The organism is Isoptericola sp. NPDC057653 (genome assembly GCF_042799955.1).
In the GTDB taxonomy this organism is placed as follows: Bacteria; Actinomycetota; Actinomycetes; order Actinomycetales; family Cellulomonadaceae; genus Isoptericola.
Map to the genome: position 1 here is coordinate 190,030 of NZ_JBHVHP010000003.1, position 23,367 is coordinate 213,396.

General features: G+C 74.8%; 23 protein-coding genes. 5 read left to right on the forward strand and 18 right to left on the reverse strand.

Features of this window, described 5'->3' with window-relative positions; all coding sequences use genetic code 11:
• Positions 1-47 precede the first annotated feature (47 nt).
• A complete protein-coding gene (locus ACFU9A_RS17820) occupies positions 48-1,253 on the reverse strand; it encodes an alanine racemase (RefSeq protein WP_430576634.1) in 1,206 nt (401 codons plus the stop codon).
• A gap of 87 nt (positions 1,254-1,340) precedes the next feature.
• On the opposite strand from ACFU9A_RS17820, the gene ACFU9A_RS17825 reads away from it, so the two are divergent.
• Complete coding sequence (locus ACFU9A_RS17825) at positions 1,341-2,759, forward strand: D-arabinono-1,4-lactone oxidase (RefSeq protein ID WP_430576635.1); 1,419 nt, start codon at positions 1,341-1,343, stop codon at positions 2,757-2,759.
• Between the two features lie 15 nt (positions 2,760-2,774).
• Here the strand turns inward: ACFU9A_RS17825 and ACFU9A_RS17830 are convergent, their stop codons facing one another.
• Positions 2,775-3,890: a sensor histidine kinase gene (locus ACFU9A_RS17830; protein WP_430576636.1), complete on the reverse strand. Its 1,116-nt coding sequence runs from the start codon at positions 3,888-3,890 to the stop codon at positions 2,775-2,777.
• Positions 3,883-4,614: a response regulator transcription factor gene (locus tag ACFU9A_RS17835; RefSeq protein WP_430576637.1), complete on the reverse strand. Its 732-nt coding sequence runs from the start codon at positions 4,612-4,614 to the stop codon at positions 3,883-3,885. The genes ACFU9A_RS17830 and ACFU9A_RS17835 overlap by 8 nt, the downstream gene beginning before the upstream one ends.
• A gap of 87 nt (positions 4,615-4,701) precedes the next feature.
• Here ACFU9A_RS17835 and ACFU9A_RS17840 point away from each other — a divergent pair, with 87 nt between their 5' ends.
• Positions 4,702-5,349, forward strand: coding sequence for a M15 family metallopeptidase (locus tag ACFU9A_RS17840; protein WP_430576638.1), 648 nt, complete (start codon positions 4,702-4,704; stop codon positions 5,347-5,349).
• Between the two features lie 4 nt (positions 5,350-5,353).
• Here the strand turns inward: ACFU9A_RS17840 and ispF are convergent, their stop codons facing one another.
• The 3 genes from ispF to ACFU9A_RS17855 all read right to left on the reverse strand — a co-directional run bounded on the left by ispF (position 5,354) and on the right by ACFU9A_RS17855 (position 7,143).
• Positions 5,354-5,845, reverse strand: a complete 492-nt coding sequence (gene ispF / locus ACFU9A_RS17845; RefSeq protein ID WP_430576639.1) for a 2-C-methyl-D-erythritol 2,4-cyclodiphosphate synthase — start codon at positions 5,843-5,845, stop codon at positions 5,354-5,356.
• Positions 5,842-6,582, reverse strand: coding sequence for a 2-C-methyl-D-erythritol 4-phosphate cytidylyltransferase (gene ispD, locus ACFU9A_RS17850; RefSeq protein WP_430576640.1), 741 nt, complete (start codon positions 6,580-6,582; stop codon positions 5,842-5,844). The genes ispF and ispD overlap by 4 nt, the downstream gene beginning before the upstream one ends.
• Before the next feature lie 78 nt (positions 6,583-6,660).
• A complete protein-coding gene (locus ACFU9A_RS17855; RefSeq protein ID WP_079570762.1) occupies positions 6,661-7,143 on the reverse strand; it encodes a CarD family transcriptional regulator in 483 nt (160 codons plus the stop codon).
• A gap of 275 nt (positions 7,144-7,418) precedes the next feature.
• On the opposite strand from ACFU9A_RS17855, the gene ACFU9A_RS17860 reads away from it, so the two are divergent.
• A complete protein-coding gene (locus tag ACFU9A_RS17860; protein ID WP_430576641.1) occupies positions 7,419-7,910 on the forward strand; it encodes a hypothetical protein in 492 nt (163 codons plus the stop codon).
• Between the two features lie 100 nt (positions 7,911-8,010).
• Here ACFU9A_RS17860 and pstB read toward each other — a convergent pair whose 3' ends face one another.
• The 6 genes from pstB to ACFU9A_RS17890 all read right to left on the reverse strand — a co-directional run bounded on the left by pstB (position 8,011) and on the right by ACFU9A_RS17890 (position 14,183).
• Positions 8,011-8,790, reverse strand: coding sequence for a phosphate ABC transporter ATP-binding protein PstB (gene pstB / locus ACFU9A_RS17865; protein ID WP_430576642.1), 780 nt, complete (start codon positions 8,788-8,790; stop codon positions 8,011-8,013).
• Positions 8,791-8,834: 44 nt separating this feature from the next.
• A complete protein-coding gene (pstA, locus tag ACFU9A_RS17870; RefSeq protein ID WP_430576643.1) occupies positions 8,835-9,791 on the reverse strand; it encodes a phosphate ABC transporter permease PstA in 957 nt (318 codons plus the stop codon).
• Positions 9,791-10,783 (reverse strand): phosphate ABC transporter permease subunit PstC, encoded by a 993-nt coding sequence (pstC, locus tag ACFU9A_RS17875; RefSeq protein ID WP_430576644.1) that lies wholly within the window; start codon positions 10,781-10,783, stop codon positions 9,791-9,793. The genes pstA and pstC overlap by 1 nt, the downstream gene beginning before the upstream one ends.
• A 94-nt stretch (positions 10,784-10,877) precedes the next feature.
• A complete protein-coding gene (locus tag ACFU9A_RS17880) occupies positions 10,878-11,990 on the reverse strand; it encodes a phosphate ABC transporter substrate-binding protein PstS (RefSeq protein WP_430576645.1) in 1,113 nt (370 codons plus the stop codon).
• Between the two features lie 232 nt (positions 11,991-12,222).
• Complete coding sequence (locus ACFU9A_RS17885) at positions 12,223-12,939, reverse strand: response regulator transcription factor (RefSeq protein ID WP_430576646.1); 717 nt, start codon at positions 12,937-12,939, stop codon at positions 12,223-12,225.
• Positions 12,936-14,183 (reverse strand): sensor histidine kinase, encoded by a 1,248-nt coding sequence (locus ACFU9A_RS17890; protein WP_430576647.1) that lies wholly within the window; start codon positions 14,181-14,183, stop codon positions 12,936-12,938. The genes ACFU9A_RS17885 and ACFU9A_RS17890 overlap by 4 nt, the downstream gene beginning before the upstream one ends.
• A 170-nt stretch (positions 14,184-14,353) precedes the next feature.
• Here ACFU9A_RS17890 and phoU point away from each other — a divergent pair, with 170 nt between their 5' ends.
• Entirely contained in the window at positions 14,354-15,019 is a 666-nt protein-coding gene (phoU, locus tag ACFU9A_RS17895; RefSeq protein WP_430576648.1) for a phosphate signaling complex protein PhoU, read from the forward strand.
• Positions 15,020-15,132: 113 nt separating this feature from the next.
• On the opposite strand, the gene ACFU9A_RS17900 is transcribed toward phoU, so the two are convergent.
• From ACFU9A_RS17900 to ACFU9A_RS17915, 4 genes are all read right to left on the reverse strand, one after another.
• Positions 15,133-16,161 (reverse strand): DUF4037 domain-containing protein, encoded by a 1,029-nt coding sequence (locus ACFU9A_RS17900; RefSeq protein ID WP_430576649.1) that lies wholly within the window; start codon positions 16,159-16,161, stop codon positions 15,133-15,135.
• 61 nt (positions 16,162-16,222) lie between these two features.
• Entirely contained in the window at positions 16,223-18,661 is a 2,439-nt protein-coding gene (locus ACFU9A_RS17905; protein ID WP_430576650.1) for a polysaccharide lyase 8 family protein, read from the reverse strand.
• 216 nt (positions 18,662-18,877) lie between these two features.
• Complete coding sequence (locus ACFU9A_RS17910) at positions 18,878-19,618, reverse strand: phosphoglyceromutase (protein ID WP_430576651.1); 741 nt, start codon at positions 19,616-19,618, stop codon at positions 18,878-18,880.
• An 83-nt stretch (positions 19,619-19,701) separates the two neighbouring features.
• Entirely contained in the window at positions 19,702-20,142 is a 441-nt protein-coding gene (locus tag ACFU9A_RS17915; protein ID WP_430576652.1) for a nitroreductase family deazaflavin-dependent oxidoreductase, read from the reverse strand.
• Positions 20,143-20,250: 108 nt separating this feature from the next.
• Between ACFU9A_RS17915 and ACFU9A_RS17920 the strand changes: the two genes are divergently transcribed.
• Positions 20,251-20,820: a hypothetical protein gene (locus ACFU9A_RS17920; RefSeq protein WP_430576653.1), complete on the forward strand. Its 570-nt coding sequence runs from the start codon at positions 20,251-20,253 to the stop codon at positions 20,818-20,820.
• Between the two features lie 22 nt (positions 20,821-20,842).
• Here the strand turns inward: ACFU9A_RS17920 and mshA are convergent, their stop codons facing one another.
• Both mshA and ACFU9A_RS17930 read right to left on the reverse strand, forming a co-directional pair.
• Positions 20,843-22,189, reverse strand: a complete 1,347-nt coding sequence (gene mshA, locus ACFU9A_RS17925) for a D-inositol-3-phosphate glycosyltransferase (RefSeq protein WP_430576654.1) — start codon at positions 22,187-22,189, stop codon at positions 20,843-20,845.
• Entirely contained in the window at positions 22,189-23,280 is a 1,092-nt protein-coding gene (locus ACFU9A_RS17930) for a lactonase family protein (protein WP_430576655.1), read from the reverse strand. Before ACFU9A_RS17930 ends, mshA begins: the two co-directional genes overlap by 1 nt.
• Between the last annotated feature and the right edge of the window lie 87 nt (positions 23,281-23,367).

Sequence of the window (23,367 nt, forward strand, 5' to 3'; positions counted from 1 at the left end):
CCGTCCTCCCTGCTCCCAGCGGGGCGCGGCGGGCGCGGGACCTCGCGTCAGCCGAAGGTGCGCCCCTCGCCCCGGTAGGTCGGGACGGTCTCGACGATCTCGTCGCCCCGGACCAGGTGCACGACGTCGAACCGCTCCATGAGCTCGCCGGCCTTCGCGTGCCGCAGCCACACGCGGTCGCCGACCGCCAGCGGCGGGGCGCCGGGGCGGCGGCGCAGGGGCGTCATGACCTCGCCGGCGCCCTCGGTCCCGGTGAGCGACCAGCCGGGGGTCGCGACGCGCGGCAGGCGCGAGCGGCCGGACGGCCCGGAGGCGACGTAGCCGCCCCCGAACGCGGTGGCCCAGCCAGGCGCGGGCAGGCGCACGACGTCCAGCCCGAAGAAGGCCGCGGGCCGCGGGTCGAAGGCCCGGTAGCCGTCGAACAGGCCGGGCACGAACAGCCCCGACCCGGCGGTGACCTCGGTGACCGCCGGCCCGGCCGACGACGTCTCGAGCGACCCCGTGCCGCCGGAGTTCACGAGCGGGACGTCGTGCCCGACGGCGGACCGGACGGCGTCGCGCACCTCGGCGCGGCGACGGTCCAGGTCGGTGACGGACAGCCGCTTGACCAGCCGGACGGCGGGGTTGGTGTCGGGCAGGCCGGCGACCTGCGCCTCGTAGAACATCAGCCCGCGCAGCCGCGCGCCGGGCAGGGCCTCGACGCGACGGGCGAGCGTCGCGGCGTCCTCCGGGCTGCGCAGCGGGGAGCGGCGCGTGCCGAGGTGCAGCTGGACGGGTCCGACCTCGAGCCGCAGCGACGCGTCCACGTCCAGGCAGACCGCGACGTCGGGCAGCGCGTCGGCGTCGGTGCCGGCGGGCAGCCCGGCGGAGCGCAGGGCCGCGCCCAGGCGGTCGAGCTGGGCGACGTCGTCGACCATGAGGGTGATCTCGCGCCGGGCGCGGACGTCGGCGGCGAGCCGCGCGAGGGCGTCGGCGTCGACCGTCGGGTAGCCGACCAGCACGTCCCGGGTGCCCTCCTGCACGAGCCACAGCGCCTCGGACAGCGAGAACGCCATGACGCCCTCGAAGCCGGCGTCGAGCGCACGGCCCACCAGGGAGCGCACGCGCACCGACTTGCTGGCCACACGCACGGGGACGCCGCGGGCCCGGCGGCGAAGGTCCGCCGCGTTGGCGTCGAAGGCATCGAGGTCGACCACCGCCACGGGCGCCGGCAGGTGCGCGGTCGCGCGGGCCAGCCGCTCCGTCTGGGTCATGGCGGCACGCTACACCGGCCGGGGGCCGCCCCGTGATCCGCCTGAAGGAGGATCCGCGTCCCCCGGCGCGCGTGGCAGAGTGTGCGCGTGAATCCGAGCACCGTCGCCGGCACCCCGGCTCCTCGCACGCCCGACGCCCCGCTGCGCACGTGGGGCGGCACGCACACCTGGCAGCCCGCGCTCCGCGCCCGGCCGCGCGACGAGGGCGAGCTCGGCGCGGTGGTCGCGGGGGCCGCCGCCGAGGGCACGCGGGTGCGCGCGATGGGCGCGGGGCACTCGTTCACGGCCGCCGCGGTGACGGACGGCGTGCACCTGAGCCTCGACCACCTCAGCGGCATCGAGGCGGTCGCGCCGCAGCCGGACGGCACGAGCCTCGTCACCGTGCGCGCGGGTACACGGCTGCACACCCTCAACCGGGTCCTCGCCTCGCTCGGCCTCGCGATGCGCAACCTCGGCGACATCGACCGGCAGTCGGTGGCGGGCGCGATCTCGACGGGCACGCACGGCACCGGCGCCCGGCTCGGGGGCCTCGCGACGCAGGTGCGCGGTGTGCGGGTCGTGACCGCGGACGGCGCGGTGCGGTCGGCCACCGCCGCGGCGGCCCCGGGCACGCCCGAGCGCGAGCTGTTCGAGGTCGCGCGGCTGGGCCTCGGCGTCGCGGGCGTGCTCTCCGCGGTCACCCTCGAGGTGGTCCCGGCGTTCTGGCTGCGCGCGCAGGAGGAGCCCTGGGAGCTGGACCGGGTGCTGGAGCGGCTCGACGACTACGTCGACGGCAACGACCACGCGGAGTTCTACTGGTTCCCCGGCACGCGCCGCGCGCTGACCAAGCGCAACAACCGCGCGACCGCGGACGAGGTCGAGGCGTGGGCGGGCGGCCGTGCCGGTGCCCGCGGCGCGGTGCGCACGGCCGGCGCCCGCGCCCGCGCGCTGCTCGACGAGGAGGTGCTGTCCAACGGCGCGTTCGAGGTGCTGAACAGGCTCGCGCTGGCCGCGCCCGGCATGGTGCCGCGGCTCAACGCGGTCAGCGCGCGGGCGCTCGGCGCCAAGACGTACACGGCGCCGTCGCACGACGTGTTCGTCACCCGCCGGCGCGTGCGCTTCGTCGAGATGGAGTACGCGCTGCCGCGCGCCGCCCTGCGGGGTGTGCTCGACGAGCTCGACGCCTGGCTGCGCGCCTCCGGCGAGCCGGTGCCGTTCCCCGTCGAGGTCCGGTTCGCCGCCCCCGACGACGTGTGGCTGTCCACGGCCCACGGCCGGGAGACCGCCTACGTGGCGGTGCACCAGTACGCGCCGATGCCGCACCAGCGGTACTTCAGCGCCGCGGAGCAGATCTTCGTCGCGGCGGGCGGGCGACCCCACTGGGGCAAGATGCACACCCGCACGGCGGAGTACCTGGCCGACCACTACCCCCTGGACGACGTCGCCCGCGTGCGCGCCGCCGTCGACCCCGAGGGCGTCTTCCGCAACGACTACACCGACACCGTCCTCGGCGTCCCGCGGTCGTAGGCCATGCCGTCGTGGTCAGCGGGCCGGCCACGACGGGGCGCGGCCGGCCTCGGGCAGCCGCACCGTGACGCGGAGCCCGCCGTCGGGCCGCGGGACGAGCGTGAGCACGCCGCGGTGCGCCTCGGTGATGCTGCGGACGATCGCCAGCCCGAGGCCGACGCCACCGTGGTCGGCGCGGGTGCGCCCGCCGCCGCGCTGGAACGGCTCGGTGAGCGTCGGGACGAGCTGCGGGTCGAGGCGCTCGCCGGTGTTCTCGACCGTGAGCACCGCCTCCCCCGCGCGGTCGAAGGTGTCGACCCGCACCGTGCCGCCGTCGGGCAGGTTGTGCACGATCCCGTTGTGCACGAGGTTCGTGACGAGCTGCAGCAGCAGGGCGTGCGACCCCACGGCGCTGACGACGTCGCCGGACACGCGCAGGTCGACGCGGCGCCCGTCCGCGAGGGGCAGGAGCGTCTCGACCGCCTCCTCCGCGACGAGGGAGAGGTCCACGGGCTCGCGGGCGAAGGAGCCCCGGTCCGCCTTGCTGAGCAGCAGCAGCGCCTCCGTGAGGTCGATGGCCCGCGCGTTGACGATGTCGAGCCGGGCGAGCAGCTCGTCCGTGTCCCGGTCCGGGTCCTGCCGCGCCACGTCGAGGATGGTCCGGGTGATCGCCAGCGGCGTGCGCAGCTCGTGCGACGCGTTGGCCGCGAACCGCTGCTGCTCGGCCACCTGCGCCTCCAGCCGCGCGAGCATGTCGTCGAAGGCGTCCGCGAGCTCACGGAACTCGTCCTGGCGGCCCGGCAGCCGGATCCGGTGGGACAGCGACCCGGCGGCGGCGCGGCGGGTCGCGTCCGTGAGCCGGTCCAGCGGCGCGAGCATCCGGCCCGCGAGGAACCACCCGCCCACCACGCCGAGGACCAGCAGGAAGGCGAGCGCCCACGCGACCCGCGGGCCGAAGGCGCGCAGCAGGTCCGACCGGTTCGGCACGAACGGGCTGCCCAGCCCGCCCTGCGTCACGATCGGCCCGTCGGGCACGTAGCGCAGCAGGAACACCCACACGACGGCGAGGATCAGGGCGCCGGCGACCAGCAGGAAGGCGGCGTAGCTGAGGGTCAGCCTGAGCCGCACGCTCGGCCCGGGAGCCCTAGCCACGACGGCCGGCCCCGTCCGCGGCGGCCGTCGCGCCCGCCCCCTCGCCGTCGGGCGCCTCGTCGGGTCCCGTGTCGATCCGGTACCCGACGCCCGGCACCGTGGCGATCACCCAGGGCTCCCCCAGCCGCTTGCGCAGGGCGGAGACGGTGATGCGCACGGCGTTGGTGAACGGGTCGGCGTTCTCGTCCCAGGCCCGCTCCAGGAGCTCCTCGGCGCTGACGACGCCGCCGTCCGCCGCGACGAGCACGGCCAGGACCGCGAACTGCTTGCGGGTGAGGGCGACGTAGCGGCCGTCCCGGTAGACCTCGCGGCGGAACGGGTCGACCCTCAGCCCGGCGAGCTCCTGCACCGGCGGGCGCACGTGCGCGCGACGCCGGTCGAGCGCCCGCAGCCGCAGCACGAGCTCCCGCATGGCGAACGGCTTGGTGAGGTAGTCGTCGGCGCCGAGCTCGAAGCCCGATGCCTTGTCGTCGAGGCGGTCGGCGGCCGTCAGCATGAGGATCGGCATGCCGCTGCCGGAGGCGACGATGCGCGCGGCGATCTCGTCGCCGGACGGCCCGGGGACGTCGCGGTCGAGCACGGCGATGTCGTAGGTGTTGACGCCGAGCAGCTCGAGCGCGGTGTCGCCGTCGCCGGCGACGTCGGCCGCGATCGCCTCGAGGCGCAGCCCGTCGCGGACGGCCTCGGCCAGGTACGGCTCGTCCTCGACGATCAGCACACGCATGTCCTCGATGCTACGGACGTCCGCCTATCGTCCGCGTATCGAGGAGCGCATACGCGCCGGCAACACCGCCCCCGCTCGACTGGGGCCATGCCCCAGCACCAGCGCACCTCCCCGGCGTCCGCCCACCCCGCCCGGACCGTCCTGCTCGTCCTCGGCGGGGTCGTCGCCGTCCTGCTCGGCCTCACCGCCTGCCTCACCGCGACCACGGCGGACCCCGACGCGTCGGCCTCGCCCCGGCCCACCGGCGCCGCATCCCGCCCCGTCGGGGACGGCCCCCGCGACGGGGCGGCCGCCGGGCACGTGCCGAGCGGCACCACCGTCTTCGACGAGCGCCTGCCGGCGGTGGCGAACCTCGACCCCGCGCTCCGTCGCGCGCTCCAGGACGCCGCGACGGACGCGGAGGACGACGGCGTCACGTTCGTCGTCAACAGCGGCTGGCGCTCGCGCGCCTACCAGAAGCAGCTGCTGCGCGAGGCCGTGGCGCAGTACGGCTCCGCCGCGGAGGCCGCGCGGTGGGTGGCCGGCGCCGACACGTCGTCCCACGTCTCCGGCGAGGCCGTCGACCTCGCCCAGAACGGCGGCCCCGCGTGGCTGGCCGAGCACGGCGCCGCCTACGGGCTGTGCCAGGTGTACGGCAACGAGCCCTGGCACTACGAGCTGCGTCCCGAGGCCGCCGGCTCCGGGTGCCCCGCTCCCTACGCCGACCCGACCGCGGACCCGCGGCTGCGCGGGTGAGCGCCTAGTCCGTGCGCGGCGCGACGAGCGCCGTGGCGATCGCCGCGACCCCCTCGCCGCGACCCGTGAGCCCGAGCCCGTCGGTCGTGGTGGCGCTGAGGGAGACCGGCGCCCCGGCGGCCTCGCTGAGCGCCGCCTCCGCCTCCGCCCGGCGCGGGCCGACCTTGGGCCGGTTGCCGATCACCTGGACGGCGACGTTGCCGATGTCGAAGCCCGCCTCCCGCACCCGGCGGGCGGCCTCGGCGAGCAGGGTGACCCCGGCGGCACCGGCCCACCGCGGCTCGCTCGTGCCGAAGTGCGTGCCCAGGTCGCCGATGCCGGCGGCGGAGAACAGCGCGTCGGCGGCGGCGTGCGCCGCGACGTCCGCGTCCGAGTGCCCGGCCAGCGGCCGCTCGCCGGGCCAGCGCAGGCCCCCGAGCCACAGCTCGCGGTCCGAGCCCTCCGGGGCGTAGGCGTGCACGTCGACCCCGAGGCCGGTGCGGGGCAGGACGGTCACGACTCCTCCTGGAGCAGCAGGGCGGCCACCAGCAGGTCCCGCTCGGTGGTGATCTTCAGGGCCGCGGCGTCGCCCGCGACGACGTGCACGGCCGCCCCGAGCGCCTCGACGAGGCCGGCGTCGTCGGTGGCGGCGAGCCCCTCCGACCGGGAGCGGGCGGCCCCGCCGGCGTGGGCGCGCTCCAGCAGCGCGCGGTCGAAGCCCTGCGGCGTCTGGACGGCGCGCAGCAGCGCACGGTCGGGGGTCTCGACGACGCGGTCGACCGGGGGCCCGACGGGCGCCTGCGCCGCGGCGTCGCGGGGCACGATCCGCTTGACCGTGTCGGTGACGGGCAGGCCCGGGACGACGGCGCGGTGGCCCGCGCGCACCGCGGCGACGACGCGCCGCACGAGCTGCGGCGGGGCGAGGGGGCGGGCGGCGTCGTGCACGAGGACGACGTCGTCGTCGGGCGCGGCGAGCGCGAGTCCCGCGGCGACGGACGCCTGCCGGGTGGCGCCGCCCTCGACGACACGGACCGGCAGGTCGACGTGCGGGTCCTGCGCGACGATGTCCCGGACGACCGCGTCGAGCCCCGCGGGGCAGGTCACGACGAGGGAGTCGACGACCCCTGACGACGCGAGCCGCCGCGCGGCGTGCACCACGAGGGGGAAGCCGTCCAGGGTGACCAGGGCCTTGGGGAGGTCGCGACCGAGCCGGGTCCCGGACCCCGCGGCGGTCAGGATCGCGAGCGTCGTCACGGCGTCACGGTACCGGAACGACGACGGCGACCCCCGGCCGGAGCCGGGGGTCGCCGTGCAGTGCTGGTGACGGGTGCCTCAGGAGGCGAGGACCTCGTCGATGATCGCACCGGCCTTCTCCTCGTCGACGCCCTCGGCGAGCGCGACCTCGGACTCGAGGATCTGGCGCGCCTTGGCGAGCATGCGCTTCTCGCCCGCCGAGAGGCCACGGTCGGCGTCGCGGCGCGACAGGTCACGCACGACCTCGCCGACCTTGATCACGTCGCCGGACGCGAGCTTCTCGAGGTTCGCCTTGTACCGGCGCGACCAGTTGGTCGGTTCCTCCGTGTAGGGCGCGCGCAGCACCTCGAAGACGCGGTCCAGCCCCTGCTGGTCGACCACGTCGCGCACGCCGACGAGGTCGACGTTCTCCGCCGGGACCTCGATCGTCAGGTCGCCCTGGGCAACCTTGAGCTTGAGGTACATCTTCTCCTCGCCACGGATCTTCCGCGTCTTGATCTCCTCGATCAGCGCGGCGCCGTGATGCGGGTAGACAACCGTCTCGCCTACTGTGAACGTCATCTGCAGATGTCCCCTTTCCCAGTCGACGAGTTTATCACGGGGGAGCCGACACTCCCCTGCCCCCGCGCCCCCGAACGCCCTGTCCGGACCTACGTTTCCGCAGGTCAGAGGGCTGGTAGCGCGGCCAGGGACGCAGCACCCAGCGGGCGTCGGTAGGATGTCGACGGGCCCTCTGCAGGCCCGCTCCCTCCCGCGCCCGGCTCGGGAGGACCGCTGATGTCCCGAGCCCGCGACGCCACCCGCGCTCGCGTGCCGACGCCTTCGAAGGAGAGCACGTGTTCCGCTCCGTCCGCCCCGCACGCACCGTCGCCGCCGCCAGCGTCATGGCGGGCGCCCTGCTGCTGGCCGCCTGCTCCCCCACGATCACCACCAAGCCGTACGCCCCGTCCGACGGCGTGCGCGTGAACCTCACGGACCAGGTGCGCGGCATCAACCTCATGGTCGTCACCGAGGGCGAGGGCGAGCCCGGCAACGTGCTCGGTGCGCTCGCCAACGACTCGTCCGAGGACGTGAGCTTCGTCCTCACGGCCGAGGGTGCCGCGCCGCTGTCGCTGGACGTGCCCGCCAAGAGCACCGTCTACCTGAACGCCGAGCAGGACTCCGTCCAGGTCGTCCAGCCGCAGATCGCCTCGGTCGCGTCGCACCCCGGCGGCGACCTCGAGGCCACCCTGTCCGGAGCGGGCGTCGAGGAGGACTTCTTCCTCCCGATCATGGACGGCTCGCTCCCCGAGTACCACCCCTACCTGCCGACCTCCACGGCGTCCTGACGCCGCCGGGACACCGGCCCACGACGAAGGGGCGGGCCGCAGCGACCGCTGCGACCCGCCCCTTCGTCGTCCCCGCCGGGCACCGCCCGGCGCGGCGGTGTCACCCGAAGCGGCCGGACACGTAGTCCTCGGTGGCCTGCTCCGTCGGCGTCGAGAAGATCGTGGACGTCTCGTTCATCTCGATCAGGCGACCCGGCTTGCCCGTGCCCGCGATGTTGAAGAACGCCGTCCGGTCGCTGACGCGCGCCGCCTGCTGCATGTTGTGGGTCACGATGACGATCGTGTAGTCCTGCTTCAGCTCCCCGATGAGATCCTCGATCGCGAGGGTCGAGATCGGGTCGAGGGCGGAGCAGGGCTCGTCCATGAGCAGCACCTGCGGCTTCACCGCGATGGCGCGGGCGATGCACAGGCGCTGCTGCTGGCCTCCCGACAGGCCCGACCCGGGGCGGTCCAGCCGGTCCTTGACCTCGTTCCACAGGTTGGCGCCGCGCAGCGAGGTCTCGACGAGCTCCTCGGCCGCCGCCTTGCCCAGGCGCCGGTTGTTGAGGCGCACGCCCGCGAGCACGTTGTCGCGGATCGACATGGTCGGGAACGGGTTGGGCCGCTGGAAGACCATCCCGACGTTGCGGCGCACGGCCACCGGGTCGATGTCGTCGCCGTACAGGTCGACGCCCTCCATCTCGACCGTGCCCTCCACACGGGCGCCCGGGATCACCTCGTGCATCCGGTTGAGCGTGCGCAGGAAGGTCGACTTGCCGCACCCGGACGGGCCGATGAACGCCGTCACCGACTTCGGGTCGATCGTCATCGACACGTCCTGCACGGCGAGGAAGTCGCCGTAGTAGATGTTGAGGTCCTTCACGTCGATGCGCTGTGCCATCGTCTGTCTCTTTCTGGTGGACTGCGGCGGGCGGCGGCTGCGGGTCAGCGCAGCTTCGGGGAGAACCAGCGGTTCACCAGCCGGCCGATGAGGTTGAGGGCGAGCACCAGGACGATCAGCACGAGCGCCGCGCCCCACGCGTTCTGGATCGCGATGTCGGGGACGCAGGTGGCCGACGCGCCCCCGGGGCAGGTCGCCAGGCCCTGGCTGTACTGGCGGTAGGCGAAGACCGGCAGCGTCATCATGCGCCCCTCGAAGGGGTCGAAGTTGATGGAGTCGGTGACGCCCACGGTGACGAGCAGCGGCGCCGTCTCGCCGATCACGCGGGCGATGGCGAGCAGGATGCCGGTCGTCAGGCCGGCGACGGACGTGCGGAGCACGACCTTGACGATCGTGAGCCACTTGGGCACGCCGAGCGCGTAGGCGGCCTCGCGGAGCTCGTTCGGGACCAGCTTGAGCATCTCCTCGCAGGACCGGACCACCACGGGGATCATCAGCACCGACAGGGCCACGGCGCCGATGACGCCCATCCGCACCCCCGGCCCGAGGATCAGCGTGAACAGCGAGACGGCGAAGAGGCCGGCCACGATCGACGGGATGCCCGTCATGACGTCGATGAAGAACGTCACCGAACGGGCGAGCGCGCCCTTGCCGTACTCCACCAGGTAGATGGCGGTGAGCAGGCCGACCGGCACTGAGATCACCGTGGCCAGGGCCGTGATGATCAGCGTGCCGACGATCGCGTGGTAGATGCCGCCGCTGGGGTCGCCGCCGAAGATGTTGCGCATCGACAGCGTCAGGAAGTCCATGCTGATGCGGCCGACGCCGTTGCCCAGCACGGTCCAGATCAGCGAGACGAGCGGGGCCATCGCCACGACGAACGCGCCCCAGATCAGGACCGTCATCGTGCGGTCCTTGCGGCGCCGGGCGCCGTCCGCGCCCGTCAGCGCGGCCCGCGTGCGCGCGGTGGCGTCGGTCGGGTCCACGGTGGTCGTGCTCATCAGTTGGCCCCCGAGAATTCCTTGCGCCGCGCCACGATCGCGCGCGCGCCCATGTTGACGGCCAGCGTGATGACGAACAGCACGAGGCCGGTGGCGATCAGCGTGTTCACCGCGAGGCCGCTCGCCTCCGGGAAGTCGAGCGCGATGTACGCGGCGATGGTCTGCTGCTGCGCGCTGTCGAGGATCCGGAAGGAGTACAGGAACCCGGGCGAGAGGATCATGAGGACCGCCATCGTCTCGCCGAGCGCGCGACCCAGGCCGAGCATCGCGGCCGAGATCACGCCCGACCGGCCGAACGGCAGCACGGCCGTCTTGACCATCTCCCAGCGGGTGGCCCCGAGCGCGAGCGCCGCCTCCTCGTGGAGCTTCGGCGTCTGCAGGAAGACCTCGCGCGCGACGGCGGTGATGATCGGCAGGATCATCACCGCGAGGACGACCGCCACCGTCGCCAGCACGCGGGAGGTCGGCGACACCGGGCCGGCGAAGAGCGGGAACCAGCCGAAGACCGAGCTGAGCCACTCCCACAGCGGCAGCGCCGCCGGGCCGAGCACGTAGATGCCCCACAGGCCGTAGATGACCGACGGGACCGCGGCGAGCAGGTCGACCAGGTAGCCGAGCACCTGGGACAGCCGCGGCGGCGCGTAGTGCGAGATGAACAGCGCGATCCCCATCGCGACCGGGGTGGCGAGCGCGAGGGCGAGGGCCGCCGCGAGCAGCGTGCCGAACACGAGGGGTCCGACGTACTCGAGCAGCGACGTGTCGTCCGGGTAGCGCGGCACCGACGCGGCCAGCTCGTCCGAGCCGGCGGTCAGGGCGGGCCACGCCTGCTGCAGCAGGAAGACCGCGACGGCGGCCAGCACGGCCAGGATGAGGACGCCCGCGCCGACGGCGATCCAGCGGAAGGCCCGGTTGAAGCCGCGGTCGGTCGTGCGGCGCCGGCGTCGTGGACGCCCCGGCACCCGCTCGGCGGGCGGGCTGGCGGTGGTGGTCACTCGTGCTCCTCGTTCTCCTGCTGTGGGTGATGCCGCCGCCGGCCGAGCCCAGGGGCTCGACCGGCGGCAGGCTCGACCGGCCGTGCGTGCCCGGTCAGGCGGCCTTGATCGCCTCGATCGACGGCAGGACCGCGTCGCGGATGGCCGAGGACACCGGCGCCGAGCCCGCGGCGTCGGCCGCGACCTTCTGGCCGTCCTCGCTCACGATGTAGGACAGGTAGCCCTTGACCAGGTCCGCCTGCGCCTGGTCGGCGTAGGTGCCGCAGGCCAGCAGGTAGGAGACCAGGACGACCGGGTAGGCGCCCGCGACGTCGCGCTTGAGGTCGATCGAGTACACGCCGTCGGCGGTGCCCTCGGCACGCGGCGACTGGGCGACGACCTCGGAGGCCGCCTCGGCGCTGTACGGGACGAACTCGTCGCCGACGCCGACCGCCACGGTGCCGAGGCCGGAGACCTGCGACGCGTCGGCGTAGGTGATGGTGCCCTCACCCGACTGCGCGGCCGAGACCACGCCGGAGGTGCCCTGCGCGGACTCCTGGCCCTCGATCGGCCACACGCCGTCGGGCTCGTGCTCCCACGCCTGCGGGGCGGCCTCGGACAGGTACGCCTGGAAGTTCTCGGTGGTGCCCGAGTCGTCCGACCGGTGCACCACGGTGATGGCGGTGTCCGGCAGGTCGGCGTCGGGGTTGTCGGCGGCGATCGCGTCGTCGTTCCAGGCCTTGATCTTGCCCGAGAAGATGTTCGCGATGACCTCCGGCTTGAGGTTCAGCGAGTCGATGCCCGGCAGGTTGAAGGCCACGGCGATCGGGCTGATGTAGCCCGGGAACTCGATGACGCCGCCGTCGCCGCACTGGGCCTCGGCCGCCTTCATCTCGTCCTCGTCCAGGGCCGCGTCGGAGCCCGCGAAGCCGTAGGAGCCGTCGGTGAAGCCGGTGCGGCCACCGCCGGAGCCGACCGGGTCGTAGTTGACGGTGACGTCGGGGTTGGCCGTCTGGAAGCCGGCACGCCAGGCCTCCTGGGCCGACTCCTGGGAGGAGGCGCCGCCACCGCTGAGCTCACCGGTCAGGGTGGAGGTGCTGCCCTCCGTCGAGCCGTCGGTGGAGGCCGCACCCGGCGTGGCCGGGTCCGAGCCGCACGCGGCGAGGGTCAGGGCAAGCGCGCCGACCGCGACGGCGGATCCAGCACGGGAGAATCGGCTGAGCTTCACGTCTCGTTCCATCCTGTTCACACGGAGTGGCACCGGCGATGTACCGGCGTTCGTCAGGAACGCTAAGGAGGCAAGGTGGCCCGGGACCCAGGAGCAGGTGAACGACGGGTGAACAGTGGCGGGCGCTTGGTCACCTGGGCCGCAGCCCCGAACGCCGAACAGGCGGTTGCGCACGTCCTGAGCTCTCAGAACGTGCGCAACCGCCTGTTCGGCGCGGGGTGGTGAGGTGCGGTCAGGCGTCCTCGTCGGCGAGCTTGTAGCCCAGCCCGCGCACGGTGAGGAGCAGCTGCGGGGAGCCCGGGTCCGGCTCGATCTTGGAGCGGATCCGCTTCACGTGAACGTCGAGCGTCTTCGTGTCGCCGACGTAGTCCGCGCCCCACACACGGTCGATGAGCTGCCCGCGGGTGAGCACGCGGCCGGCGTTGCGCAGCAGCAGCTCCAGCAGGTCGAACTCCTTGAGCGGCAGGGACACCGCGGCGCCGTCCACCGTCACGGTGTGCCGCTCCACGTCCATGCGCACCGGCCCGACCTCGAGCACGGGCTCGCCGTCGTCGTCGTGCCCGTTGGACGCCGTCTCCGGCGCCGAGGGCCCACGCCGGCGCATCACGGCGCGCATGCGCGCCAGCAGCTCGCGGAACGAGTACGGCTTGGTGACGTAGTCGTCGGCGCCCAGCTCCAGGCCCACGACCTTGTCGATCTCGGAGTCCTTGGCCGTGAGCATGATGACGGGCACGTCGCCGCGCTGCCGCAGCTCGCGGCACACCTCCGTGCCGGACAGCCCGGGCAGCATGAGGTCGAGCAGCACCAGGTCCGCGCCGCCGTCGTCGTAGGCGGCCAGCGCGTCCACCCCGTTCGAGGCCTCCACGACCTCGAAGCCCTCGCGGGTCAGCTGATATGTCAGGGGGTCCCGGTAGGACTCCTCGTCCTCGACCACCAGGATGCGCGTCACGCACCTACCTCCTCGTCAGTCGTGCCATGGTCGTGCTGGGTCTGGTCCTGCGGGTTCCGGTCCGGCGGGGTGAGGTGCTGCGCCGGCGGAGCGTCCGACGGCACCTCCTGCGGCACGTCGGCCGACGGGATGCGCAGCGTGAACGTGGAGCCCTTGCCGGGCTCCGACCACATCTGCACGTCGCCGCCGTGGTCGGCCGCCACGTGCTTGACGATGCTCAGGCCGAGGCCCGTGCCGCCCGTGTCGCGGGAGCGCGCCGGGTCCACGCGGTAGAAGCGCTCGAAGACCCGCTCCTGCTCGTCCGCGGCGATGCCGACGCCCTGGTCGACGACGTCGATCTCGACCAGGCCGGCGCGCTCGCGCACGCCCACGCCCACCCGCGTGTTCTCCGCCGAGTACGCCACCGCGTTGTCGAGCAGGTTGCGCACCGCCGTCACCAGCAGGTTGTGGTCGCCGTAGACGAGCACGTCCGCGGTGCCGCCCACCGTGATGGTGATGTTCTTCGCCTGCGCGGTGGTCCGTGCCCGGTCTACGGCCTCGGACACGACGTCGCGCACCGGGATGGTGCTCACCTCCTGCAGCGCGCCGGCCACCTGCAGGCGGGACAGCTCGATGATCTCGTGCACCAGCGCGGACAGCCGCTGGGCCTCCGCCTGCATGCGCTGCGTGAAGCGGCGCACCGCCACCGGGTCGTCCGCGGCGTCCTGCACCGTCTCGGCCAGCAGCGCGAGCGCGCCCACGGGCGTCTTCAGCTCGTGCGAGACGTTGACGACGAAGTCGCGGCGGATCGCCTCGACGCGGCGGGCCTCGGTGCGGTCCTCGGCGAGCACCAGCAGCTTGTCGGGCCCGACGGGCGCGACGCGCACCTGCAGCAGCACCGTGCCGGAGCCGATCGGCCCGCGCGGCAGCTCGAGCTCCTTCTCCCGGATCACGCCGTCGCGACGCACCTGGCGCACCAGGTCCACGATCGCCGGGTGCTGGAGGGCGTCGTTACGCACCACGCCCAGCGCGTACGCCGGCGGCGACGCCCGCACGACGTCGTCCTCCCCGTCCAGGACCACCGCCGCCGACCGGAGGACCGCGAGCACGCGGACGAGCCCCTCGTCGAGCTCGGCGGGGGGCGCCTCCGGCGACCGGTGGTGGGCACGCTCGGAGAAGCGGAAGGCGACCGTGGCGATCACGCCGACCACGACGCCGAAGATGCCCGCGACGACCGCGGTCACGCCCGGGATGATTCCGTCCACAGCAGCAGCCTAGGTGGCGTCGCCGCGGGAATCCGTCGTGGAGCGGAACTGCTCAGCGAGCCGTCGCCCACTGTTCACCTTCGGCCCTCCCGGAGTTCACCTGGGCGCCCCCGGCACGTCCACAGGGCGTGGCAGGGTGCCGTCAGAACCTTTGACCCGAGAGGACTGCAATGCGAGAGATCTTCGAGGCCGAGCTGCGCCAGGTCGGTGACGACCTCATCGAGATGAGCCGGCTCGTCGAGTCCGCCATCCGCCGCGCGGGCGACGCCCTGCTCGAGGCCGACCACCAGCTCGCGCAGGAGGTCATCGCCTCCGACCACGCGATCGACCGGCTCGAGGCCGAGCTCGACGAGCGCTGCGTCTACCTGCTGGCGCAGCAGCAGCCCGTCGCCACCGACCTGCGCGTCGTCATCTCCGCGCTGCGCATCAGCGCGACGCTCGAGCGCATGGGCGACCTCGCCCGCCACGTCGCCGAGATCGCCCGGGGCCGCTACCCCGCGCAGGCGGTGCCCGGCCCGGCGCGCGAGACGTTCGTCAAGATGCACGGCGCGGCGGTGCACGTCGCCCAGCGCACGACCGCGCTGCTCGCCACCCGCGACGTCGCCCTGGCGGCCGAGGTGGAGCAGGACGACGACCTCCTCGACGCCCTGCACCAGGACACCTTCGCCGCGATGCTCGACCCCGAGTGGCCCGGCACCGCGCAGGAGACGGTCGACGTCACCCTGCTCGGCCGCTATTACGAGCGGTTCGGCGACCACGGCGTCTCCGTCGCCCGCCGCATCACCTTCCTCGTCACCGGCAACTTCGACGACGAGCACGCGCGCGCGGACGCCTGAGCACCCGGAGCCGGCGTAGGCCGGGATCTCTTGTCGCGAGGCTGGCTGGGCCTGGCGGGAGGTCGCGAGGGACGAGCGACCGGATGGCGCGCCTCGCGACAAGAGATCCCGGCCTACGCCGTCCCGGCCACGCGTGACCGGGTCAGCGCCACCCGCCGCGGGCCGTCGGTGAGGACGTCGACGGCGTCGATCCACTGCTCGACGGCGGCCGGCCGGCCGCGCACTGTCGCTCCCGCGGCGTCGCGCAGCAGCTCCGGCACACCGCGCAGCCCGTGGAAGGGCCGGTCGAAGAACGGCTCGGTCACGGTGCCGTGGAGTGCCGGCAGGCCGAGGGCGCGCTGCCGCTCGTGCAGGGCGTCGCACGCGTCGCCGAGGGCGGCGTCGCGTTCCTGCCAGGACGACGCCGCGAGCGCCCGCGCCAGGTGGGGGCCCGCCGTCGCCGCGGACGGGGTGCCGGCGAACGCCGTGCCGAGCCACTTGGGGTAGGGCGGCCAGCGACGCTCCAGCAGCAGGCCCAGGCGCAGCAGCGAGCCCGCGAGCCGCGCGGCGAGGACGCGGGAGCCGACGTCGTCGCCCCGATGGCCGGTGCGGCCGACGAACGGCAGCTCCTGCCCCACGCGGGCCCACTCCGCGGCGAGGACGTGCAGCCAGACGTCGTCGGGGTACCAGGCCAGCCGCTCGCGGATCGCGGTGAGCTCCCCCGGGCCGTCGTGGAAGACGGCGCCGGCGGTCACCTCCAGCACGCTCTGCCCCGTGAGGGAGAGCCAGCCCGCGGCGTCGAGGCCGGTGACCGGGTCCAGGCCGAGCCGCGACCGCGCGAAGGCGCGGGGCGTGGCGACCTCCACCCGGTGCCGCACCACCGGCTCCCAGGTCGTCGCGAACCGGGTGGGCAGGCCGACGTGCTCGGCGGGCAGCGCCCCCTCCAGGTACGCGTCCACGGCCGCGACGTCCGCCTCGCCGACCAGCAGCGTGAGCCGCAGGCCCCAGTCGTGGTCGCGCGACGTGTCGTCGTCGAGGCCGAGGACGTCCGACCCGCTGCCCAGCCGGGCCGCCGCGTGCGGCAGGCCCGGGCGCCAGGCGTCGAGCAGGGGCCGGACGACGTCCGCGTAGTAGGCCCGCGCGAGGCCGATGCCGGTGGTCACGCGGTCAGCCTGCCAGCCGGCCGCCGGGCACCCGCACCGTTTTCTCGGGTGCCCGGCGTCGTCAGCCCGCCAGGGTCGCCTCGAACGACGCGCCCGCCGCGTTCGACAGCACCGCCTGCACGGTGACGACGTGCCCGCCGGTGACGGTCAGCCGCTCGTGGGCCGACGTCACGCGGGTGAGCTTGCGGTCGAGCTCGATCTCGACGGTCGCGCCCTCGATCGACCTCGACGGCGACGACACGGCCAGCGTGGCCTCGCGCGCCTTGCCGGAGACGAGCACGGCGCACGGGCCGGTGGCGCGCACGGGGCCCTCGTCGGTGGCCGCGAACAGGTGGGCGAACAGGAACCAGCGCCCCTTCCGCACCGCCCGCACGACGTGCGCCGTCGCGTCCTGCCGCAGCACCTGGACGTCGAGCTTCTCGAGGCCGTCCGCGGCCACGGTGGCGGTGCGCTCGGCGGTGGCGCCCGGCAGGATCACGTAGCCGTACCGGCCGCCGGTGGTCCCCGCGGGGTGCTGGACGCTCAGGGTGGCGTAGCGGCGGGTGCGGACGTCGGTGGAGCCGCCGGTGTCGGCGCCGGAGTTCACGTCGTGCCAGGATCCGGAGCGGTCCGCCACCTGGGCGCGGACGGCCTGCCCCTCGCCCAGCAGCACGTACCCGGCCACGCCCTCCACGTGGGCCCAGGTGGGCGTCGCGCCCTCGACCGGGCCGGTCACGCGGGCGCCGTCGAGCAGGAGCGCCGGGTCCAGGTCCGTGGCGAAGCCGCGGTTCTCGAGCACCGTCTCGGCGCCCGAGCCGGTCACGGTCACGTCCGAGCCGAGCGCGACCACCGCGTCGTCCAGCAGGAACCACGACTTCTTCGCCCGCAGGTTGCCGAGGCTGTTGGTGAGGTCCATCCCGGAGGTGCCCCACCGCCCGGCGAGCCCGACGCCGCCGGCCCACCGGTTCTGCGCCCGCGGGATGCCGGTCCCCGCGCCCGACGCCCCCGACTGCCGCGCCGCGAGGGACGCCGTCGTGCCGGGCAGCCGGTACGGGTCGACGGTGGGCCAGTAGTCGTCGGAGAACTGCCCCTGGTCGCCGTCGACGTACAGGTAGGCGGCGCCGTCGCCCTGGTGCCAGCCGAGGTTGTTCTCGTCGTTGCCCCACTCGTAGCGGCCGATGCGGCTCGACGACGTCGCGACCGTGTACGCCCAGCCGCTCCCCCGGTGGACCATCCGTTCCTGTGCGCCGAACTGCCGGTGGCCGACGGGCTCCGGCGTGCCCACGACCGCGCCGTCGGCGAGCACCGGCAGCGCGCGCGAGAGGTCGCTGAGCGTGGCCGACGCCGTGTAGTCCTCGGTGCAGCGCGACAGCCAGCCCTTGGCCAGCGACCGGTACGTGTCGCGGTAGGGCGCGGGCAGCTGGGTGGCGAGCAGCAGCAGGGATCCCGCCGTCGTGAAGCCGTCGTGGAAGTCGTGCTCGCGCTCGCGCGAGACGGCCCGGCCGCGGACGGTCTCCATCATCCGGCCGTTCCACACGAACGGCGCGAACGAGCGCTCGGGGGCGCCGAGGATCATCTCGACGTCCGGGTCCGTGACCTCCCACGGGCTGCCCGTCACGAGCATCAGCGAGCGCGCGACGCCCGACAGCGCCACGTTCCCGTAGGTGCCGACGTACGGCAGGTACGAGTGGTCGACGTACGACCCGTCGGCGTAGAAGCCGTTCCCGGAGGTGACGTAGCGGAACAGGCTGTTGCGGCCGCCGCCGGCCGTGTCGCTGAGGGCGTCGCGGGCCAGCACCATGTCGGCCTCGTCGCGACCGGTGATGCCGCGCAGCAGGCACGCGAGCGCCTTGTCGGCGCGGTTGCCGCCCGTCTCGGGGGACGTGGACGTGCCGCGGTAATTGGGGTTCGGCGTGAAGCGCCGGATCGCGGCGACGGCGGCGGCGCGGTCGGCGTCGGTGAGGAGCGCGTCGACGAGGACGGACAGGTCGCCGAGGGTGCGCGGGATGCCGATCTCCCAGAACCACCAGTTGCCCGACTTCCGGATCGTGAGGTTGTACCAGCTCGCGCTCATGTGCCGGTACCAGGCCACGAGGCGCTCGGCGACGCCGGCGTCGGCGTGCTGCGCGGTGCCTGGCGTGGCCCACGCCGTCGCGACGACGAGGATGCGCGAGTAGGTGAGCGAGATGTTGCCCTCGGCGGGCCCGGCCATCGGCAGGTCGGCCCACACGTCGCCGCCGGCGGCGGGGGCCGGGGCGGCGGCCGCCAGCGCCTCCCCCGCGCGGGAGGACAGGTCGGCGAGCTGCGCCGCGATCTGCGGGTGCCCGGTGTCGAGCCCGGCGCCGCCCGTGAGGTAGTCGGCCCACCGGGCGCGCAGGGCGTCGAAGCCGTCCGCCGCCCGCGCCGCCGGGAGTCCGAACGTGCCGAGCAGGCCCGCCGCGGCGGGGACGGCGGCCCCCATCAGCAGCAGGTGGCGTCGCGTGATGCCCGAGCCGGTGGCCGCGGGGTGCTGTGCGCGCATGGGCGTCCCTCTCGTCGTCGAAAAGACGGCCGCGCACGCCGTTGTGCGCGGCCCGCCGCCACTATGGCGCGCAGACGATCGGCCCGACAACGTTCCGGTCACAACTGATCACCGCTGCCGGACGTCGGGGCGGGCAACGCCGAGACGAGGCCGGGGACGACGACGGCGCCGCACCCCGGGCGGGGTGCGGCGCCGTCGTGCGCGGGACAGCCGGGCTTACTTGCCCTGGTTCGCGACGGCCGCGATGGCGTCCTTCGCGGCCTCCGGGTCGAGGTACGTGCCGCCCGGGTTGGTCGGCTTCAGCGTCTCCTCGTCGAGCTCGTACACCAGCGGGATGCCCGTGGGGATGTTGAGCCCGGCGATGGTCTGGTCGTCGACGCCGTCGAGGTGCTTGACGATCGCGCGCAGCGAGTTGCCGTGCGCGGCGACGAGGACGGTCTTGCCCGCCTTGAGGTCCGGCACGATCTCGCCGTCCCAGTACGGCAGGGCCCGGTCGAGCACCTGCTTGAGGGCCTCGGCGCGCGGGATCGGCTCGCCGGCGTAGCGGACGTCCGAGTCCTGCGAGAACTCCGAGCCCAGCTCGATCTCGGGCGGCGGCACGTCGTAGGAACGACGCCAGAGCATGAACTGCTCCTCGCCGTACTGGTCGCGCACCTGCTTCTTGTCCTTGCCCTGCAGGTCGCCGTAGTGGCGCTCGTTGAGGCGCCAGTTGCGCTTGACCGGGATCCAGTGGCGGTCGGCGGCGTCGAGGGCCAGGTTCGCCGTGTTGATGGCGCGGCGCAGCAGCGACGTGTGCACGACGTCGGGGGTGACGCCCGACTCCTTGAGCAGCTCGCCGCCGCGCTTCGCCTCCGCGGTGCCCTTCTCCGAGAGCGGCACGTCCACCCAGCCGGTGAAGAGGTTCTTCGCGTTCCACTCGCTCTCGCCGTGGCGGAGCAGCACGAGGGTGTAGGTCATGGGGTCCATCCTGCCTGCTGGACGCCGGCGCCCGCACCGCGGGTCGGATCCCGGGACGCCGGCGTCCGCACCAGGCGTCCCTCTCAGGAGTCGGCGCGCTCCAGCACGAAGACGGGGATCTGGCGGTCGGTCTTGAGCTGGTAGTCGGCGTAGTCCGGGTACGCGGCGACGCACCGCTCCCACCACAGCGCCTTCTCCTCGCCGGTCACCTCGCGGGCGTCGTACTCGTGCTTCTCCGGGCCGTCCTGCAGCTCCACGCGCGGGTTCGCGACGACGTTGTAGTACCAGACCGGGTGCTTCGGGGCCCCGCCCAGGGACGCCACGACGGCGTACGCGCCCTCGTGCTCCACGCGCATCAGCGGCGCCTTGCGGAGCTTGCCGCTCTTCGCGCCCACCGTCGTGAGGACGACGACGGGCATCCCGCGCATCGTCGTGCCCTTCGTCCCGCCCGAGCTCTCGTACTGCTCGACCTGCTTCGCGGCGTGGGCGGACGGGCTGGGTGCGTACTCTCCGGTGATCGGCATGTCCGATGCAATCGCCGGGCGGGCTCGCGCATTCCCGGCGGGGGTCGAGGACCCCACGACCGGCTACTCTCCACCGGTTGCCCCAGGCCCGAACCAGTGAGGACGACCGTGGCGAGACCCCGAACCCTGACCGCCTTCGTGACGGACCGCGCGGCCCTCGAGTCCGCCCCGAGCCCGCAGGACGTGCCCGACCGCTCCGCCGACCGCCGCCGCGCGACCACGATGACGGTCGCGGCCGCGATCCTCGCGCTCGGCGGCGTCGCGGGGGCGATCACCCTCGGCGCGGGTGCCGCCCGCACCCTGTGCGTCGTGGGCGCCGCGGTCGTGGTGGTGCTGTGGCTCGTCCTCGTGCGGCCGCAGCTCGTCGTCCTGCGCTGGGACCGGTCGTACGCCCTCCTCGCCGCGCAGCCGCAGCGGGCCGAGGGGCGCATCGCCGAGCTGGACCTGCGGTGGGACCGCGACAACCGGCGGTGCACCGTCGCCGGGCAGGTCGCCTACACCGCCGCCGACGGCAGCACCCGCCAGGTCCCGATGTCGGTCGCCGGGAGCCTCACCTGGCGCCTCGACGCCGCGCAGGCGCCGAGGGACGACTCCCCCGTCGTCGTGTGGCACACGCCGGACCACGCCGTCGCCCAGGCCGTCGTGCTCGTGGGCGGGGCGTCGCCGCGTTCGTCGTAGACGCGGGTCGCGACACCCCGGGCTAGGAGCGGCGCGCGCGGTGCACCTTCGCCGCCTGCGCGTACACGTCGAGCATGGCGGCGGCGGCGCGGTCCCAGCTGAACCGTTCGCTGGCGCGGCGGGCGCCGGCGGCGAGGCGGGCGCGGCGGTCGTCGTCGGCGAGGAGGTCGCCGAGCTCGCGCGCCCAGGTCCACGGGCTGTGGTCGGGGACGAGGACGCCGGAGACGCCGTCGACGACGACGGTCTGGAGCCCGCCCACGGCCGCGGCGACGACGGGCGTGCCGGCGGCCTGCGCCTCGGCGGCGACGAGGCCGAAGGACTCGTTGTGCGACGGCACGGCGACGACGTCGGCAGCGCGCAGGTAGTCGACCAGCTCCTCGCGGGGCACCGGCGGGCGCACGACGAGGTGGTCGGTGACGCCCACCTGGTGCGCCAGCGCCTCGAGCTCGCGCACCGCCGTCGCACGGCCGCTGGCGCCGCCCAGCACGACGAGCATCGGCACGCGCGACCCGCCGCCGTCGCACCAGGCCTCGGCCTCGGTGGCGTCGCCGGAGCTGGCGTGGTCGGCGAGGACGCCGAGGGCGCGGACCAGCACGTCCGGGCCCTTGAGGAGCTGGACGCGGCCCGCGAACAGGACGATCTTCCGGTCCGTGGGCAGGCCCAGCCGCTCGCGCAGCGCCCGCCGGGCGTCGTCGGCGTCCTGCCCGGGGGCGGGCTCCAGCGGCCGGAAGACGTCCAGGTCGACGCCGGGCGCCACGACGTGCACGCGGTCCGGGTCGGCCCGGTACTCCTGCTCGAGGTCCTGGGCCTCCTCGCGCGTGGAGGCGACGAGCGCGTCGGCGGCCTCGACCACCTGCTCCTCCCCCACGATCCGGCCCACGGGCTCCGGCGCGTCCCCGGGGGCGAGGGCCGCGTTCTTCACGCGCGCCATCGTGTGCATGGTGTGCACCAGGGGGACGTCCCAGCGATCCGCGGCGAGCCAGCCGACCTGCCCGGAGAGCCAGTAGTGGCTGTGCACGACGTCGTACCAGTGCGGCGGGCGGTGCGCCTCGGCCCGCAGCACGCCGGCGGTGAAGGCGCACAGCTGGCCGGGCAGGTCGTTCTTGTCCAGGCCCTCGTACGGACCGGCGGCGACGTGCGCCACGCGGATCCCCGGCTCGACGTCGACGCACCGCGGCTGCGCGGACGTCGTCGCGCGCGTGAAGATCTCCACCTCGGCCCCGCGGCGGGCCAGCGCGCGCGCCAGCTCCAGCACGTAGACGTTCATGCCGCCCGCGTCGCCGGTGCCCGGCTGGTCCAGCGGCGACGTGTGCACCGACAGCATCGCCACCCGCGGGCCGGGGCGCGTCGCGTCGGCCGAGGTGCTCATCAGGACTCCAGCACGCAGGCGGGCGGCGTGGGCAGGGCGTGGCGTGCGACGACCTCGCCGGCACCGGTCGCCGGGTCGATCCGCACGGTCGCGAGCTCGCTGCGGCCCTGGAGGGCGACGACCACGGTCTCGGCCGCGTCGTCGGCGCCCGCGGCCAGCACGGCGTGGTGGCGCGGCCACGCGCCGTCGCCCAGCGGGACGTCGGCGAGGTGCTCCAGGACGGGTGCGCCGCCGTCGGCCGGGCGCACCGCGAGCACGGCGAGGAGGTCGGCCCCGCGCACCCCGACGTGCACCCGGGTGCCGTCGGCGGAGAGGGTCACGTGGGCGGGGAAGTCGCGCCCGCCCTCGGCGGCCGGGGAGACCGGCACCGCGGCCGCGGGCGTCCAGCCCTCGCCGTCGCGCACCAGCAGGTGGGCGCGGGCGTCGAGCTCGCCGACGACGACGAGCGACCCGTCCGCGAGGGTGACGAGGTGGCGCGGCCCGGTGCCCGGCGGCAGGACGGCGGCGACGTCCGCGGGGGCGCCCGCGTCCGCGCCCGTGGCCGGGTAGCGCCGCACGACGTCCGCGCCGAGGTCGCACACCAGGACGTCGTCGCCGGCCTCGGCCACGAAGTGCGCGTGCGGGCCGGCCTGGCGCTCCACGACCGGGCCGCTGCCGACCCCGGGGTGGGCGACGACGCCGTCCGCGGCGAGGTCGCCCGTGGCCGCGTCGACCGGCACGGCCGCCGCCACGCCGTCGCCGTAGTTCGCGAGCCAGACGACGTCGCCGCGCGCCAGCACGTGGCACGGGTCGTCGCCGCCGGAGGCCACCGAGCCCGACGGCGCGAGCGTCGCGGTGCCGTCGGCGTCCCCGACGCGGAACGCCGTGAGCGTGCCGGCGGCCGTCTCCCCCACCGCGTAGAGCGAACGGCCGGACGGGTGCGCCGCGAGGAAGGAGGGGGACGTCGCCGCCACGGCCGGGACCGCGGAGGCGACCGAGCCGTCGGCACGGTCCAGCTCGACGCGCCAGATGCTCTCGCCGCTGCCCGGCTCCGCCCCCGGCTGCGGGTAGGTGCCGACCCAGAGCTGCGCCCGAGCGCCCGTGTCCGTCATGGCCTCAGCCTATGACCGCCGGCCGCCCGGGCCGGAACGCGCACGACCCCGGCCGGAGCCCGGCCGGGGTCGTGCGGTGCGCCGTGC

What these genes read in the sequence shown, in the direction of transcription:
- ACFU9A_RS17930 (WP_430576655.1), bottom strand. Translation starts at nt 23,280, where the DNA reads ATGACGGACACGGGCGCTCGGGCGCAGCTCTGGGTCGGCACCTACCCG.
- mshA (WP_430576654.1), bottom strand. Translation starts at nt 22,189, where the DNA reads ATGAGCACCTCGGCCGACGCGACGCGCCCCGGCCCGCGGGTGGCGATG.
- ACFU9A_RS17835 (WP_430576637.1), bottom strand. Translation starts at nt 4,614, where the DNA reads ATGCGTGTGCTGATCGTCGAGGACGAGCCGTACCTGGCCGAGGCCGTC.
- phoU (WP_430576648.1), top strand. Translation starts at nt 14,354, where the DNA reads ATGCGAGAGATCTTCGAGGCCGAGCTGCGCCAGGTCGGTGACGACCTC.
- ACFU9A_RS17820 (WP_430576634.1), bottom strand. Translation starts at nt 1,253, where the DNA reads ATGACCCAGACGGAGCGGCTGGCCCGCGCGACCGCGCACCTGCCGGCG.
- ACFU9A_RS17915 (WP_430576652.1), bottom strand. Translation starts at nt 20,142, where the DNA reads ATGCCGATCACCGGAGAGTACGCACCCAGCCCGTCCGCCCACGCCGCG.
- ACFU9A_RS17855 (WP_079570762.1), bottom strand. Translation starts at nt 7,143, where the DNA reads ATGACGTTCACAGTAGGCGAGACGGTTGTCTACCCGCATCACGGCGCC.
- pstB (WP_430576642.1), bottom strand. Translation starts at nt 8,790, where the DNA reads ATGGCACAGCGCATCGACGTGAAGGACCTCAACATCTACTACGGCGAC.
- ACFU9A_RS17840 (WP_430576638.1), top strand. Translation starts at nt 4,702, where the DNA reads ATGCCCCAGCACCAGCGCACCTCCCCGGCGTCCGCCCACCCCGCCCGG.
- pstA (WP_430576643.1), bottom strand. Translation starts at nt 9,791, where the DNA reads ATGAGCACGACCACCGTGGACCCGACCGACGCCACCGCGCGCACGCGG.
- ACFU9A_RS17910 (WP_430576651.1), bottom strand. Translation starts at nt 19,618, where the DNA reads ATGACCTACACCCTCGTGCTGCTCCGCCACGGCGAGAGCGAGTGGAAC.
- ACFU9A_RS17905 (WP_430576650.1), bottom strand. Translation starts at nt 18,661, where the DNA reads ATGCGCGCACAGCACCCCGCGGCCACCGGCTCGGGCATCACGCGACGC.